Here is a 15,215-nt window from a genome sequence, read left to right as displayed (position 1 = left end):
TCCAAACACCATCCGATCCGACACACCGTATGACCGATCCATCCCATCGCCGGACCGATTCGTCCCCGCACGAGACCGACCCGCCACACGTCGAGTTCATCGGTCCGCCGGGTGCGGGCAAGTCCGCGATCCATAGACGGCTGATCGAGGATTCCCGGTACTACGGCGAACTCTACGAGGACGCCGTCGAACGGCTGTTAGTCGCAGAATCCGGACGCCGATACCGACTCGCGTACCGACTGTTGCCATCGCTGGTCACGTCGCCCCTCGAGACGCTGTTCGTACAAACTCCGGTACAGCGACGGATGTTCGCCGCGTTCGTCGCCGAGCGGCCGGCGTTTTCGGACGCGCTGTATCGCGCTCGGCAGGCGGCAACGCACGATCCGGACCAGGTCGTCTCCCTGCTGCAGTACGCCGCGGAACGGTACCAACTGGGCGTCGCCACTGTCCGTCCGGACGAAACGCTCTGTCTCGACGAGGGGTTCATGATGGGCGCCGTCTCAGTATTGTGGCGAAGCGGACGGAACCGGAACCAGAACCGGTTCTCGGTGGACGAGTACCTCGCGGACGTTCCGACGCCGAAGACGCTCGTTCACGTCACCGCGCCCACGGAGGTCTGTCTCCGTCGACAGCGCGAACGAGACGAACTCGTCTCGGAAACGCACGACATGGGTGCGGTCGAAGCAGCCCAGCGACGACACGAGGACGCGTGCTCGAGGGTGCTCGACGCCGCGGCCGAGCGAGAGTCGATTACGACGGTGACCGTCGCGAACACAGCGGCCCTCGAGGACGTCGTCGACGAGGTCGAGGGGTTACTGGAGTAGCGCCGAGACGGTCGCTAGAACTGGAACGACACCGCCGCGGAGAAGGGGGGAGGGGGAAGAGGTGAGGGAGAGAGGGAGAGGGAGGGGGAAGGAGAAGAGGGAAGGGGGTGTGGCCGACGAATGGACGGCCGCTCAGTCGGCACTCGACCGGTCGTCGCCCCCCACCCGGTCCGTCGCCAGGTCGACGATGTCTGCGAGGACCGACGACACCTGCAGGACGACGAGTTTTCCGTCCAGCCAGATCGACTGTCGGCGGGCGTACTCGATATCGTAAGCGAGCTTTTGCGTGGGACTGAAGCCGGTGACGTCGTTGATCTGTGCGATTCCGGTCAGTCCCGGCTTCACGAACCAGCGCTTGGACCAATCGACGCCATCGGCTGCAATCTCGCGGTCGAGTTCGGGTCGCTCCGGTCGCGGGCCGACGACGCTCATCTCGCCCGTGAGGATCGAGAACAGTTGCGGGATCTCGTCCATGTGCGTCTTGCGGAGGACGCGCCCGACTCGAGTGACTCGCGGATCGACGCCGCCGGCGTCGCCCTCGCTCAACTGAGCGCCGTCGGACTCCGCGTCGGTCACCATACTTCTGAACTTCGCGATGGTGAACGTGCCGCCCAGTTCGGACGTTCGCGTCTGGTTGTACAACACCGGGCCGGGAGAATCGCGTTTGATCGCGAGCGCGATGACCAGGATCAGCGGCGCCAACACGACGACGCCGACCGCCGCGAAGACGATGTCGAACGCGCGCTTCGTGGCGCGGCCGTACCACGGCCACGGCTCGAGGTCGACGCGTACCACGTCGTCACCGACCCGTTCGTTCACGAGGAGGAGATCGGCGAGGGATTCGTGAGCCAGTGCGCCGACCCCCTGATCGTGACACGTTCGCAACACGCCGAAACACTCCTCGCGACACCCCTGTTCGAACGCGAGCGCGACGGTGTCGACGTCACGTTCTCGAAGCACTGACTCGAGGCGCGAGAGGCCCTCGAGGCGGTCGACGCCAGCGATCGAATCGACGCGGTCGTCGACCGCGAGTCCGCCGTCAGTCATGATGACGGGCTCCGCCTGCTCCGCACCCTCGGTGGACGTCCCTTTCCCCGAGGATTCCCCGTCGGCCGGTCGCTCGGAAAGCGCCGGCGAGAGAAACCCGATCGGCGCGACCGGCAGCGATCGGATCGTCTCCTCGAGCAGTGCGGGATCGTCGCCGACGACGAGTATCCGCTGTGACTCGCTCCGGCGTCGACAGGACCCATACCAGATTGGGAGCACGGGAGCGAGGAGTGCGCCGGTCACGAGCGCCGTCGCGAGATCCGGTGCGGCCGCGACGCCGGCCACGTCGAGGGTTCCGAGTGCGAGACAGGCGATCGCAACCTGACGACCCGTGTGCCCGACCAGCGTCGTCACCGTCCGTGGCCGCGGTGTATATAGTGAGACGAGTGCAACGCCGACGACCGCCCCAGTGAGCGCCACTGTAGAGACAGGAACCCCCACGAGTGCGGCCGACTCGCCGGTCAAGAGACTCGCGACGACCGCCGCCGCGAAAGCGAGCACCACTGTCCCTGCGGCTGCCTCACTGCGGTAATCACGGCTTACCAACATTCAACACGTCCGCTTTGTGAGATATCGTATTAAAGGTTATGAGACCCTCTAACACCCGATATAGAGACATTCAGGGCAAGCAATATATTACTACTTACGACTATCACGATATTTTTTATTAGGGAGGTTAGGTACCGGAGAGCGACTCAATCGACATGAGGGACGACGACAGCGTCAGAAACCGACCATCGCGCTCAGACAGTGTGGACACGGATAACGGACGAATTGCGAGTTTCGATTGTACCACCGCGTTGCTCCTGACCTCGTTTCGAACGCAGTATGCCACCATTACCATCACATAGTAGTCATGAATTGAGTCGTGGCGAGTCAGGGACATCGACAGTGTACGTCTACCATCCATCCTTCTTCGTGGAGGGAATCTCACCGTTTGTGGCGTCGACGAGAGCGAAGTCACTCTTCGGTTTCGTGGAGGAATCACTCGGCACGGATCTCGTTCTCCGTAAAGTACGGAAAACGCTTCAATCACCATTGGAACCGCCGAAATAACCTGGAGCCTGGATCGGTCGCTCCGATTCGTGAACTCGTTTCGGCCTCGGCTTGTGTTCCACCGAGTCAACCGCCAGCCGGCACGTCGTCTCGTGGTCCACCCACGGTTGCTCATCGCACCGTCCCGCCTCGAGGCACTCACTCGTTGAGAACGACCATCACCATAAAATACCTAACAGACCGTTCTAAACAAGAGACATACCAATGGAAGTACTGCTTTCGGTCGCGGTGTGGGGCGTCCTTCTCTCAGTCTATCTGCTGTTTTTCTTCGGTGCCAGCCGCGTCGACGCTCGGTACCGATAGACAGTACGCGGGTTCGAGTAGTGTTTCCGAGTTCGAGCTACGTCCAGGAGTCGGGGGCGTGCGCATCCACGTCCGGGTGGTGGAGGTGGTCGCGTGCCGTCGGGCTCAGCTGCTGGATCGATTCCGCGTCGGTGATCTCGTCTCGAATCGATTGCCACTCGGCGTGTCGCACGCGAACCGTCACTGGAACGCGCTCGACGCCGAGGAGCTTCGCGATGGACAGCCGGTGAAACCCCGCCCCCTTCTTCGCCATCGTCCCGTCCCGGTAGACGTTCACTCCGATCTCCTGTAACACCGGGTGTGGGGCGTCCGTGTTCTGACGCCGAACCGAGTCGGGATTCTTCGAGAGCAGCGCCCGCTGGCTCTCGTACCCGTTTTCGGAGATCGTCTCGTACAGGTCGTCGATCGACTCGAGGTACGCCTCGAGTTCCTCGATCGTTCGACACCGCCAGTACGGGTCGCCGGCGTCGATTCGGTCGGCGTAGCGATCGTACAGTTCCGTCTCCGACCAGTCTCGACCCTCGTCGTATCGCTGTCGAAGCGATCGGTGCACGACGTGGTCGTCGAACCGGCACTCGGGGTCGTCCCAGTCGCCGCCGACGACGCGGCCGAAACCGCTCGGTCCGGTGCCGTGATAGTACGCGATCCGATCGGGATCGACCCAGACCGGTCGTGCCGGGTTCGCGTCGCTCATCCGCGAACTACAGACCGATTTGACGTCGAAGTAGTACTCGACGGCGAGTGCCGGCAGGTACGGAAAGATGACGTCGACCAGCGTTCCGGCCAGAACCGTCCACGTTTTCCGGACGGCGGAACGCAGACCCTCGTTTCGCACCGTCTCGTACCCCTTCCGGACCAGCCCCGTCATTACATCCGGCTGGTTACGCCGAGCGAATAGACCTTGTGATCCTGCTGACGGCGGTCGGTCCGATGGCACGACTCGAGGAACTGTGGTCCGGACCCCGCCGCCACGTCGCCCGGTTGCTTCGCTGGTCCGGTCGCACTCGCGAGCGAACCCCCGACGCGGCGAGTTCGCAGTCGCGTCGATGTCGATGCCCGCTTCAGCGGCCGAAGTGTCGAACACGCCCTCGAGTGAGAAGTACTCGACACACCAGAAATCGACGAATCGAGCGACTGGCAACGGGTCAGTTCACTCGCTGAACCAGCGTTACCAAGCGCCGACGGACAACTGGTCGTTCGACGACGTACCAGCCCACCGCCCCGCCGACGGTTCCGAGGAGTGCCAGCACGGCCCGACTACTTCCGTTGCTCGCAACCACCGCGAGCACCGCGATGACGATCGCTATCCCGAACGCTCGCTCGGGACGTCCACGGGCGAGCCACGCGATTCCCGCGAGGTACACGACGCCGAAGGCCATCGACGCGAGGACGTCGACGAGATAGTGGACGCCCAACGCGAGCCTCGAGAGCGCGACGAGCGACACGAGTAGCCCTGCACCAGCGAGGCGACTCGCTCGGTCACCGAGATGGAACCGCGCCGCGAGCGCTCCCCAGAAAACCGTGGCGGCCATCGTATGGCCGCTAGGAAAGCCGTGTTCGCTCGGTTCGATCGCGTGCCACTCAGCGGGTGGTCGTGGAAACGCAAACACCGCTTTCAAGAGGACGATCAGTGCGAGGCCACCGAAGACAACTGCGATGAGAACTGCCGTTCGATCAGAACACAGCGGTTGATCTCGCTCTCCACGGGCGAGGCTTCGGCCGACTGTCACCAGATAGAGCACGCCGAGAACCGGCACGATCACCAGCAGATCTCCGAATACCGAGAGGACGGCGAAGCCCTCGAGCGTCCATTCGGGGACCCACTCTCGGACTGCCTCCGTCACTCCAACGCCGCGGCTCATCGTCCCTCGAGAGTGAGCAGGCCATCCAGCGTCCAAATTCCTTCCATCTGATTGCCTCGCGAGTTCTGCATCCTCGAGCGCCGAACGAACCGTCGCTATCGAAGTTCGATCTCCCCGCCGACCGGAGCCTCGAGCACCACCGTCTCCCCGGCCGTCATCGAATCGCCCACCTCAACGGCGACGTCCTCGAGGTCCACCGCAGACGGGAACAGCACGTCCACTCGACTGCCGAAGGCGATGTGACCGATTCGGTCGCCTCGCTCGAGTTCCTCGTCGCGTTCGGCATAGGGGTGAATGCGACGGGCGAACGCCCCCGCGATCATCGTCACCGTCGCGTCACTCCCCGGTTCGTCGGGTTTTGCGTGTGGGTCGTCGTTGTCGACAGACCGTGTCGATGTCGACGCGCTCGAACTCGAACTCGAACTCGAGTTACTGGCCGTCTCGAGGTCGGCGTCCGTTTCCAGTCGAATGTGGACGCGTTCGTTCCGATCCGACTCCTTCGAGAACGCCGGACGGTTCGCGCCGGAGACGTGTTCGACGTCGGTCACGGTCCCATCGAAGGGGGCTCGGACGACGTGGACGTGCCAGACGTTCATGAAGATGCCGAGGCGGACGCGCTCACCTTCCTCGCGGAGGACGGAGACGTTGCCATCGGCCGGCGAGACGACGCCCGTCGGCGGTGGCGTCCGGTCAGGGTCGCGAAAGAACGCGAGCGTCCCGACACCGACGGCGAGCGCGACGAGACTCGCACTCACGCTGATGAGAAACGCGAACGGCGCAGCGAGGAGGGGCACCAGCGCGTACTTCCAGGCACCCGGCGCGAAGTTCATACCGAAACCCACGCGGTCGATTCGTATGTCCGTTACGGAGACACGTCCCGACTCAACGTGGAAAACAGGAACCAGTCGGCGACCGAGTAGGCGTCCGCCCCCGCTGCTTACGTCTCCGTCGACGCTGGCGGGAGCGTGAACGAAAACGTCGCCCCGTCGCCGAGTTCGGACTCTGCCCAAATTTCCCCACCGTGGCGTTCGACGATCCGCCGGCAGAGTGCGAGTCCGATTCCCGTGCCGTCGAACTCGTCACGGCTGTGGAGTCGCTGAAACACCCGAAAGATGCGGTCGGTGTCCTCCGGATCCATGCCGATACCCTCGTCGTGAACCGATAGTTTCCACCGATTGCCATGACACTCGACGTCGATGTGGATACGCGGCGGTGACTCGCCACGGTACTCGATCGCATTCGAGAGCAGGTTCTGAAACAGTTGCCGAAGCTGTCTCGGATCGCCTCGGACCGCCGGCAGTGGCGTTGCCGTAATCTCGGCGTCGTGTTGGTCGATTTGCACCTGTAGATCTGTCAGAACATCCGCGAGAACGTCCTCGAGATCGACGGGTTCGAAGGGCTCTCCTTGCGAATCGATGCGAGAGTACGCGAGCAGACCGTCGATCATCTCGCGCATTCGGTCCGCGCCGTCGACGGCGTACTCGATGAACTCCGTTGCGTCCTCCTCGAGCGCGTCCGCGTAGCGTCGCTCGAGTAACTGCAGATAACTCGAGACCATCCGCAGCGGTTCCTGTAAGTCGTGACTCGCCGCGTACGCGAACTGCTCGAGGCGTTCGTTCGATTCTTCGAGGTCCGCGACCGTTTCGCTGAGTCGTTGTTCGTACCGTTGGCGCTCGATTGCGCTCGCGATGACCGTCGCGACACTCTCGAGGAAGTCGACATCGTGATTCGCAAACTCCTGTGGCGAGGACCCGTAGACGGTGAGCGCACCCCACGGGTCGTCAAACCGACCGATAGTGACACCGACCCCGCTTTCGATATCGGCCGCTGCCAGCCCCGTCGAGTCGGCGAATCTGTCGTCCATCTCGAGGTGTTCGACGACGACTGGCTCGCGGGCTGCAATCGCTGCCGCCGTCAACGAGTCGACGTCCGTGGATTGCTGACTTCGTTCTGCGTCTATCAGCCGCTCAGAACAACCGGTGTACGAGCGGACGGTAAACGGTTCGTCTGCGTTCCCCTGCTCGTGCTCGAAGATCGCACAACAATCGACCGCCAATGCCGTCGCGATCAGGTCGCTCGCCTTCTCGAGGAGCGTGTCGATATCCGCGTTCTCGAGGGCGTATCGGCCGAGATACGAGACGGTCTCGAGTTGTGAGACCTTCGTCGTCAGCGTCTGTTCGGCCTCCTTTCGTGGCGAGATGTCGCGAAAGAGGCCGACGAAGTAGCGATCACCGTCGTACGTGAAGTCGTTGAGCGACACGCCGAGTGGAATCTCGTGGCCCGCCGCGTGTTGTCCCGGCAGTTCGACGTACGTCCAGTTCAAGTGGCGTTCGCCGGTCTCGAGATAGCGTTTCAAGGCCTCGAGGTGGTCCGCTCGAAGCCGCGGCGGGATGATCGTAACCTTGCTCGAGCCGACCAACTCGTCGGGTGAAAAACCCAGGATCCGCTCGACGGCCGGGTTCGCGTACTGAATCGTGCTCTCCTCGTCGAGAACGATGATTCCGTCGGGGAGGGACCCAGCCAGCGCTTCGAACGTGCGGCCGTACGTCAGCGAAGACGCCGAACCGGACTCAGAGGGAGTCGTGGGCCGATCGAGGATACCGACAATCTCCCCGGAGGAGTCATCAGTCACCGACGCGGCGTAGAGCGTCGCCGAGAGCGACGTTCCGGAGTGAGTTCGAAGGGTGATCGTCGTCGAAACCGGGAGGTCACCATCGTCGATGATGGATTCGAACGTGGGCGTCTCGTCCTCGAGAAGGGCTGAAAACGGTTTCTCGAGGAGTGCTGTGCGACTGTATTCACTCACCGACGTGAAGATATTGTTGACGTCGATAATCGTCCCGTCGGCGTCGAGTCGGAAACTGGCCATATCGGCGGCCGTGAGAAGTGACGCCAACCCGGAGTCGCGAGAGAGATTTCGATGGTCCGTCCGTCCGTCAGCTGGCGAAGAAGGCGGACCGGATTCCATTGTCAGGAACTAACGATTCATCGTAATAAGGACTGTGTTACTGGTCGAAATAACTGTCAGAGAGTACTAGTTACTATCGTGCCACCCTTCGAACGAAAAACGAAATCGTCGCACGTTCTAATCCCAAAACGCCTGCGTACGGGCGTATTCGCGCTCTTTCGAGAGAATATCGCGATAGAACTCCGCTTCATTTTCTCGCAATTTGTTGATGATTCTCGCCGCGTTGTGAGGGCCGACACCTCGAGCGGCCATCGCGATGACGGCCTGTCTGCCGTGACTCTGGACGAGGCCGGCGCTTCGAAACGCCCGTTCGGTCATCGATTCCTGCTCCTCGTCTTTTTCGTTCGCACGCACGGCCTGGACGACCTCGTCGGCCCACGGGTTGAGCGACGCGATCCGCGTCGAGCCACACTCCGGGCACGTCGGCTGATCAGACACTCGCCTCACTTTCGTCGTGACCTTCCAGTCGGTACAGTGGGTACACAGGAGGATAACCCGGTCGTCCTGAATTCGTTCTTTGACAGTGTTGATAACGCTCGCATCCGCGTTCTCGGGTGCCAACAGCTCCTTCCCGCCGGACGACCGGCCACCCTGTCCGATCGGCGTTCGACCGCGGTAGGTGTCGACCTCGATCTCACCGGTCTGAATCCCCTCGAGAACGGCACTCGCCCCCGCCGCATCCAGATCCTCGTGGAACACCTCTCGAAGCGACTCCTCGTACATCGGCGTCTCCTCGAGTGCGGCCAGCAGTCGGTCGTTCGAGAGACGGCCCGAACCGTTCCCTTGCCAGCGTTTGAGCGCGCCGAACTTCGCCGACACCTGCGCGAGCCGAAACGCGAGCGCGTCCGAGTTCTTCAGTCCAAGTTCGACGATGGTCTCGACGTGATCGGGGTCCGTCTCCTCGAAAAGCGCGAGTACGTCGCTCGTCGCGACCGAACTCGGAACCTCGAGTTCGATGCGATAGGGGTCCGTCTCGAGGCCGACCGACGACCCCGCCTGCTGGCCGAGCAGCGACGAGAGCACGCGGCCGAGCGTCTCGTTGACCGTGTGGCCGAAGGGTGCGTTCACCACGACGGTCCGACCCTGGCGCTCGAGGACCAGCCGATCCGCCGTCGGCATCGGTGCTTCTGTCTCGATCTGGCGCTCGAGTTGCGCACAGGCCTCCGTGAGCGTGTACGCGTCGGCGGGATATCGGCCCTCGAGTTCCCGTCCGACCGCGCTCGCGTCTGCACCACCCGATAACGGGGGTTCCGCGACGCCGCGAATCTCGCCGACTTCGCGCGCGACCGGCGCTGGGACGGGGATTTCCTGTCCGATCCAAGAGGGGACTTCGCCGGCGGGGTCTTCGATCGGACTGACCTTGACGCGGGCCTCCTCGTCGTCGATTTCGGCGATTCGCCACATCTCCCCGCGCTGGATGAACACCTCGCCCGGCTGGGCGAAGTTGACGACGAAGCGTTCGTCGAGCGTTCCGATCTGGCTCCCCGAGGCGATGTCGTGGACCTCGTACGTCGCCTCGTCGGGGATCATCGAGAGGTTCGAGTAGACGTACTGCCAGGTGCCGCCGGTCGTCTCGAGTCGATCCGCCGACTCGTCGAACCAGACGAGACGGTTTCGATGCAGTTCCGAGACGACCTCCCGGAGCGTCTCGACTGGAAGATCGCGGAATGGGTACGCCCGCGAGATCGTCTCGTAGGCGTCCTCGACGTGGATCGCGTCGCGACTCTGGACGATGCCGGGAAGCTGGTTCGCGACCACGTCCAAGCTCCCGTCGTGGATCGCCGCCGGTTCGACCTCACCGTCTCGCGCCCGTCGAGCGATCGCCAGCGCTTCGAACGTGTCGTCGGGACGGGTCGTCACGATGGTCCCGCTCGAGACCTCGTCCTGTCGGTGGCCAGCGCGACCGATGCGCTGAAGCAAGCGCGCCACCTGCCGCGGGCTCTTGTACTGGACGACGTGATCGACGCGGCCGACGTCGATGCCCAGTTCCATCGACGACGTACAGAGCAGGCCGTCCAGTTCGCCGGCCTTGAATCGATCTTCGACGTCGATTCGGGCCTCCTTCGAGAGCGACCCGTGGTGGACGCCGATCGGGAGCTCGAGTTCGGTGAACCTCGAGCCGAGTGCTTCGGCCGTCTGTCGCGTGTTGACAAATATGAGCGTCGACTCGTTTTCCGCGACGATATCGCGGATGAGACGAACGTGACTGGCCGTGTCCGCCTCGGTCATCAGTTCGCCCGCGAGTCGTTCGTCCTCGTCGGTGATTTCGGGCTGGCGAACGGTCACGTCGACGTTGCTTCCCACGTCGATTTCGCGGATTTCACAGGGGCGACCGCCGGTGAGAAAGTTTCCGACCTCGCCGGGGTCGCCGACCGTCGCCGAGAGGCCAATCCGCTGGACGCCCGACGCGAGGTCTTCGAGGCGCTCGAGGCCGACGGCGAGCTGTGCGCCGCGTTTCGACGCGGCGAGTTCGTGGACCTCGTCGATGACGACGTGAGACACGTCCGCGAGAGCCTCCCGAAGTCGCTTCCCCGTCAACATCGCTTGCAGCGTCTCCGGCGTCGTCACGAGCACGTCCGGCGGGTTTTCGGCCTGTTTCCCCCGTTGGTACTGGGTCGTGTCGCCGTGGCGAACGTCCACCTCGAGACCGAGGTACTCGCCCCACCACTCGAGGCGTTCGCGCATGTCACGGTTGAGCGCTCGCAACGGCGTGACGTACAACACTCCGAAGCCCTCGGGTGGCCCATCCTCCGCGAGGAGATGATCGAAGACGGGCAACATGGCAGTCTCGGTCTTGCCACTCCCCGTCGGCGCGATCACGAGCGTGTGCTCGCCGGCCGACAACGGCGGAATAGCCACTCGCTGTGGTGCCGTCGGCGTCGAAAAGCCGCGTTCGGAAAGCGCCCCCCGAACCGTCTCCCCGAGGTGCGTAAACGCCGCGACGTCGCCCTCACTCATCTTTTCCGGGTTAGGGGCGAGAGCCGCATAAGCGACACGTTCTCCGCTCACGTTCGCTCGACACACTCGACTCGTGAATCCCAGTTTTCACTCGCAGGTCCCGATTGTGAGGGAGGAAACACTCCTCGAGAGCTTCGGTTGTGACGCGTGAAACACTCTCGGGAAGGGTGGTAGGAACCCATTATATTCTGGTATTCGTGTCATATAAAAATCAGTGACTATCGCTTGTTGAGGAGATGACACAGGAGAGCCACCGACGGACACATCGGTGCGGACAGGCACTGAGACGGCACGGACAGGCACTAAGACGGCGCGAACAGGAACTGAGATGGGTAGCGTCGACGCCTCACTCGAGCAGTCAGCGGCGACAGCCAGATCAGACCACCGGAGGACGGTAGCGATGCATCGAGGCATTGCAGTCCTCGCCTTCACGCTGACCGGACTCGTCTTCATCGGCGTCGTCGGCCTCGCGGCCCCCGCCGGAATCGGGGCCGATAGCGCTACGATCACCGCGTCTGCGAGTACCATCGAATCCGACGTGAGCGAGGCGAACGGCTCCGTCTCCGAGGAAGCCTACGTCGAACCGGCACCCGAAGAGGGCGAATTGTACTACGAGGCGGGCGACGACGACTGGGTCAGTTACATCAACCCGCGTGACGAGTACCGCTCGCCGTATCTCGGCGACGGCTCCGGAAAGATCGGCGTGACGTTGCTCAACGAAGCCGGTGAACCGATCGTCGGCGAAAGCGTTCCAGACACGACGGTCACCATCGAGACCGGTGAGAAACTGTCCTGGCACTCGGAGGCGAACCCCGTAACCGTTCAGTACCCGCTCACAGACCACTACGACCGACCGCTCGATAGCGACCAGTTCGGAACGACCGACGACCTCGTGCAGGGCGACGGCTACATGGACACCCACAGCATCGAGATGCACGGCTTAGAGGAGAACGCGACGATCGAGTACGGCGAGGTCCAGATCGAAGGCGAACACGCCGACAAGATAGACGTCGTCGGCTACATCGAACAGCCAAACGAGGCGTGGGACACCGACGTCGATGCGATCGAAGACGCAGAATCCTACGAGGAAGTCGGCGGCGAGTGGACGTACACCCCAGACGGCTCACACGGACAGGTCGTCGTCGTCTTGCAACTCGATAGCGACGAAACCGGCGTCGACGGCGAGGAAAACGATCACAGTGGCACACCAGTCGTCAGCGAAACGGGTAGTGCTGAGGGCAGTAGCGACGACGGTGACGAAAGCGACGATAGCGCCGATGGAGAGAGTGACGATGGCGAGAGCGATGACGGTGACAACACCGACGATGCCGACGTGATCCCCGGCTTCGGCGTTCCGGCGGTGATCGTCGCACTCGCGCTCGTCGCACTCGCGCTCACTCGACGTCAGTCGGGATGATCGCCCGCGGGCGACGGTCGGCACGAAATCCTCACGCAACCGCTGCGTGAACATTCACAACCAGTGAAGCTTTGTCACTTCGCTCGAGAGAAATACCCGATGACAGCCGCCAACGAGGACGAACCCCGCGTTCCGATCGTCTGCGCTGAGTGTGAGACGACCTCCCGTATCCCCCTCTCAGACGTTGCGGAGACGGTCGAGCGGCACAACGAACAGTTACACGGAGGGAGCGACGTTGCAACCGTCGATCCCGATATCGTCGACAGCATTGCCGACCTCGTTGCAACCGATCTCGGATTACTCGAGGACGCCGAGTAACCGACCGTTCGCGTGTTATATCGACGACTCGGACCGCTGGCTGCAGTGCTATCGCCACCGACACGGTTTCACAGTCAGTTCCGTATTGTGTGATCTATTGCCAGTATACCACTGACGGTGCTGAGTCCGTTTGTCAGCGAGGGCGTGGAACAATTCGTCGAGGAATGCTTGGTCGTGTTCCGGATTAGCGTCCGTCACGAGCCCAAACCCGTCGGATGCTACGACACCCACTTCCGCGCGGAACTCCTCGAGGACACCGAGGACGAATGCCCCCGGGGTTTTGAAGAGTCGTTTCCCTGAGACGCTGCGTAGATGCGAAACTCGATCGGTGAATTACCGAATTTTGCGTGCATCAGTCATAGTTCTGTCAGTATGGGGTCTAAACCACCTGATACTCAGACGAGTATCTGTAAACGAGAAGCAACGGCTTCTCAGCTAGACAGTATCGACCGATTGATAGTAGTTTCAGGTTACCGGTAATAAGAGTGTATATTACGAATATGTGATATGCAGAGAGACAAATATGGTTGGTATTTCAGGCCAAACGACGGCGACAGACGCCGACGCCGAGTCGTTCCGGAAATCCCTAGATCCGTTGACCCATATGGATCGGTATGAGGCCACAGTAATGCTCAATTCGAGCGAATACTCCCTCGGGGTGACCGCATACCCGGAGTATCCAACCGCCATATACGAGAACGAAACGCACTGGGTCTATCTCGAGGGACGGATTTACGACGATGGTGGGGCCGAACGTGATCACGATGGCGAAAACGAAATTACCCGCGAGAAGGGACACGATGGTGCTGATTCTGGGGACAAATATGGCTTACTGTCGCTCGCTGAAACCGTATTCGAGCACGGTGACAACGAACGAGTCGAAGACTGGGTGACCGAGACTGATGGTGAGTTTCTCCTCGTCGCATACGAGAAGGACTCCGGACGACTCGCGTTGCTCAATGACGCTCTTGGGCGACTTCCCGTCTATTATGCCCAAGACGGTGAGACGTTCGTGTTCTCTCGGGAGTTACGATACCTCGTCAGTGAATTCGGGGACTCGTTCGATCAGATGGGGATCGCACAGTGCCTACTGCTTGGCCACTCACTGGGTGAGCGAACACTCCTCGAGGGAGTCAACCGGATGAGACCGGCGAGCCTGCTCGTTTTTGATCCCGACCACGGCCTGACGACGGAGACGACGGTACAGACGTTCGCGTTTGACGAGAACGAACACGCGGACCGATCTGCAGAACGAAACGCCTCCGAACTAGTGTCGTTGTTCGAACGTGCGTGTCGACAGCGATCGAGCTCGAAGGGAACCGATGTTATCTCGCTTAGTGGCGGTCTCGACTCCCGATCCGTGCTTGCCGGCTATCAGATAGAGGAGCAGTCTCCGGTCGCTGCGACGATGGAATCGTCGGAATACGTTCCACAATCCGACGTCGAGATCGCTCGAGTGATTGCTGCGGAGTTCGACGTCGAGTGGCAAACCTATCAGGTGTCCCATCCAGTGGGGAGAGACCTCGAGACCCTCATCAAAACAAAGAATGGCCAGGTCGGCCTTCTGACATCGTTTATCCTCGGATTCTTCCGACAAATCCGCGAGGAGTACGGGTCCTCGCTTTCGTACATTACCGGTGACGGCGGTGACATGGTCCTCCCAGATTTGACCCCTGCTCGTTCGCTGACGATGGACGAACTCGTAGATCAGGTGATCCAACAGTACGGCATCTTCCCGGTCGAAGACGTCGCGGAGATCACCGGCCTTTCCGAGTCAGCGATCCGCGAGAGCATTCGCAGTCGTTTCGAGGAGTACCCAGAAACGGACCCCAACGCCCTGTATGTTCACTTTCGTATCTACGAACGCGCAGTCAACTTCCTCTTCGAGGGTGAGGACCGAAACCGGTTCTTCTTCTGGAGTACAACTCCCTTCTACTCGCTGCCATTTTTCACATATGCGATGCACTGCCCATCCGAACAAAAAGTGCAGTACAACCTGTATCGAACGTTCCTCACGGACCTGTCACCCGAAGCAGCCCGGATTCGCCATCCGAACTACCGCGCCCCAGTCGCGTCCTCGAGACACGCAATGGTGGCCATGATCGATGACCTCCTCTCGCGATATCCTCGAGTCATGGAGTCCATAAAACCGGTCATCAAATCGGTCAACGACCTCGATACAGAGGCGTCACTCCAGCCGGATACCATCGAATGTATCCGTTCTCAGGTCAACCAGTGTGGAGCAGTTAGTGACGTCTTCTCATCTGAAGATGTGCATCAATTCCTCGATTCCCACGCGGATTACGGACGAGTTTCGATTTACCGAATCTTCGCACTGACATCGTTCATCGACGATATCAGCTCGAATCAGCCCGTCCTTAACACATATCGAAATAACACGTTCGTCTGAATTACACTTCGTCATCCGATTTCGTTTTAGCGGCCGAGTAGTGGTGAAGAGC

Annotated in this window: 10 protein-coding genes; 4 read left to right on the top strand and 6 right to left on the bottom strand. The window is 61.4% G+C overall.

The annotated features are described in order from the left end of the window. Positions 1-29 precede the first annotated feature (29 nt). Positions 30-824, top strand: coding sequence for an AAA family ATPase (locus BB347_RS16880; RefSeq protein ID WP_076583622.1), 795 nt, complete (start codon positions 30-32; stop codon positions 822-824). A gap of 132 nt (positions 825-956) precedes the next feature. On the opposite strand, the gene BB347_RS16875 is transcribed toward BB347_RS16880, so the two are convergent. The 6 genes from BB347_RS16875 to BB347_RS16850 form a co-directional block, all read right to left on the bottom strand. Beyond that, the gene (locus BB347_RS16875; protein ID WP_076583621.1) at positions 957-2,420 is read right to left on the bottom strand and encodes a sugar transferase; all 1,464 of its coding nucleotides are present in this window, start codon (positions 2,418-2,420) and stop codon (positions 957-959) included. Positions 2,421-3,267: 847 nt separating this feature from the next. Beyond that, positions 3,268-4,098, bottom strand: coding sequence for a hypothetical protein (locus BB347_RS16870; RefSeq protein WP_076583654.1), 831 nt, complete (start codon positions 4,096-4,098; stop codon positions 3,268-3,270). Between the two features lie 277 nt (positions 4,099-4,375). Beyond that, on the bottom strand, positions 4,376-5,092 hold the full coding sequence (locus BB347_RS16865) for a phosphatase PAP2 family protein (RefSeq protein WP_076583619.1): 717 nt from the start codon (positions 5,090-5,092) through the stop codon (positions 4,376-4,378). Between the two features lie 95 nt (positions 5,093-5,187). Beyond that, the gene (locus BB347_RS16860) at positions 5,188-5,922 is read right to left on the bottom strand and encodes a protein sorting system archaetidylserine decarboxylase (protein WP_076583617.1); all 735 of its coding nucleotides are present in this window, start codon (positions 5,920-5,922) and stop codon (positions 5,188-5,190) included. Between the two features lie 107 nt (positions 5,923-6,029). Beyond that, positions 6,030-8,060, bottom strand: a complete 2,031-nt coding sequence (locus BB347_RS16855) for a PAS domain-containing sensor histidine kinase (protein WP_076583616.1) — start codon at positions 8,058-8,060, stop codon at positions 6,030-6,032. A gap of 117 nt (positions 8,061-8,177) precedes the next feature. After that, positions 8,178-11,018 (bottom strand): DEAD/DEAH box helicase, encoded by a 2,841-nt coding sequence (locus tag BB347_RS16850; protein ID WP_076583614.1) that lies wholly within the window; start codon positions 11,016-11,018, stop codon positions 8,178-8,180. Between the two features lie 400 nt (positions 11,019-11,418). Between BB347_RS16850 and BB347_RS16845 the strand changes: the two genes are divergently transcribed. The 3 genes from BB347_RS16845 (at position 11,419) to BB347_RS16830 (ending at position 15,163) form a co-directional block, all read left to right on the top strand. After that, on the top strand, positions 11,419-12,435 hold the full coding sequence (locus tag BB347_RS16845; RefSeq protein WP_076583613.1) for a PGF-CTERM sorting domain-containing protein: 1,017 nt from the start codon (positions 11,419-11,421) through the stop codon (positions 12,433-12,435). Between the two features lie 99 nt (positions 12,436-12,534). Beyond that, positions 12,535-12,753: a hypothetical protein gene (locus BB347_RS16840; protein ID WP_076583611.1), complete on the top strand. Its 219-nt coding sequence runs from the start codon at positions 12,535-12,537 to the stop codon at positions 12,751-12,753. A 628-nt stretch (positions 12,754-13,381) separates the two neighbouring features. Then, positions 13,382-15,163, top strand: coding sequence for an asparagine synthase-related protein (locus tag BB347_RS16830; protein ID WP_076583608.1), 1,782 nt, complete (start codon positions 13,382-13,384; stop codon positions 15,161-15,163). Positions 15,164-15,215: the final 52 nt, after the last annotated feature.

This window comes from Natronorubrum daqingense, assembly GCF_001971705.1.
In the GTDB taxonomy this organism is placed as follows: Archaea; Halobacteriota; Halobacteria; order Halobacteriales; family Natrialbaceae; genus Natronorubrum; species Natronorubrum daqingense.
Note: the sequence above shows the minus strand (reverse complement) of the source record. Positions and strands in the feature narration are given on the sequence as shown.